The 1,238-nt window shown below is 68.8% G+C and carries 1 protein-coding gene; it reads right to left on the reverse strand.

Features of this window, described 5'->3' with window-relative positions; all coding sequences use genetic code 11:
* Positions 1 to 164 precede the first annotated feature (164 nt).
* A partial coding sequence (locus GH737_RS14845; protein WP_155265528.1) for a lytic transglycosylase domain-containing protein occupies positions 165 to 1,238 on the reverse strand: 1,074 nt, incomplete at its 5' end.

Here is a 1,238-nt window from a genome sequence, read left to right on the forward strand (position 1 = left end):
CCGTTCGTGGCGAGCGGCCGGCTCATTCCGCTGACCCTCTTCGACGCGCAAGCGGCGGGTTATCCGGGAGAGGGTGCGCGCAGCCGGGCGCTGATTGCCGGCGGCTCGCGCGCGGACGTGCTCGCCACCGAAGCGCAAATGGCGGCGGCGGGGCTCGGCTAGGCCTAGCGGCTCATCCTCGTCATGCTGGTCGGAAACGACGGCCAATGGTGCTCGGCCATCGCCTTGAGCGTCGACGTGTCCTCGTTATTCAGCCCTTGGTAGACCCACATGTTCCGCATCACCGACGGGACGTAATAACGCGTCTCCCAATAAGGGATCGATTCGATCCACAGCAGCGGATCGCCCTTGTCGTTGATTCCCGCCCAGCGGCCGACGGGCAGCGGCCCTGCGTTGTAGGAAGCGATCACGCGCGGCAACTGCCCCGCGGTCGCCGACGAGCCGCGCATCATCTCGATGAAGCTTTGGCCGAACTCGAGGTTGAAGCGCGGATCGGTGAGGGCACCGCGCGAGTATGGAATGCCGCGCGCACGGGCGAGGTCCTGGGCCGTCCCGGGACGGACCTGCATCAGGCCGACCGCGTCTGCCGGGCTCACCGCGGCGCGCCTGAACGCCGATTCCTGGACGATATGGCCGAAGGCGAGCGCCGGGTCGACGCGCCAGCCGTTGATCGGGCTCCAGCGCGGGTTGGGATAACGGTCGGTCGCGTCCGCGCGGGCGCCATACTGGCCGTATTTGGCGAGATAGAGCTGGGCGGCCGGGAGGTCGAGGCGCTTGGCCAGCTGGATCAGCGCATGATGCTCGGACGGCGCGCCGATCTTCGCCTGGTGGACGATCAGCTGCTCGGCAAGCCGCGGCTCGCCGATCTTCACCAGCTCGATCGCGCGCTGGATATTGGGATAATGGTCGACAGGCGGGTCATTGCCGGTGAACGGGTCCGCGCCGATTTTCGTCGACATGCCGAGCGTCTCGCGGGCGATGAGGCCGTAGAAGCTCTCGGGCGCTTCGGACGTCGTCGCAGCGGCCCTCAGGAGACCTTCGACCGAGGCGGGACGGCCCATCGCCTGCTCGCACCGCGCAGCCCAATAATAGCCGCCGGCGCGGAGCTCGCGCTGGTCGGCCAGTTGCGCGACCTGGCGGAAGGCAGCCGATGCGGCGTTGTAATCGGCCAGCCGCCACGAGGCGAGCGCGGAGACCCAGGCAGCCTGCGCCGCCCATTCGCCCGCTGCCCCCCCTCG

The sequence above is a fragment of the Sphingomonas segetis genome (assembly GCF_009720245.1).
Classification (GTDB): domain Bacteria; phylum Pseudomonadota; class Alphaproteobacteria; order Sphingomonadales; family Sphingomonadaceae; genus Sphingomicrobium; species Sphingomicrobium segetis.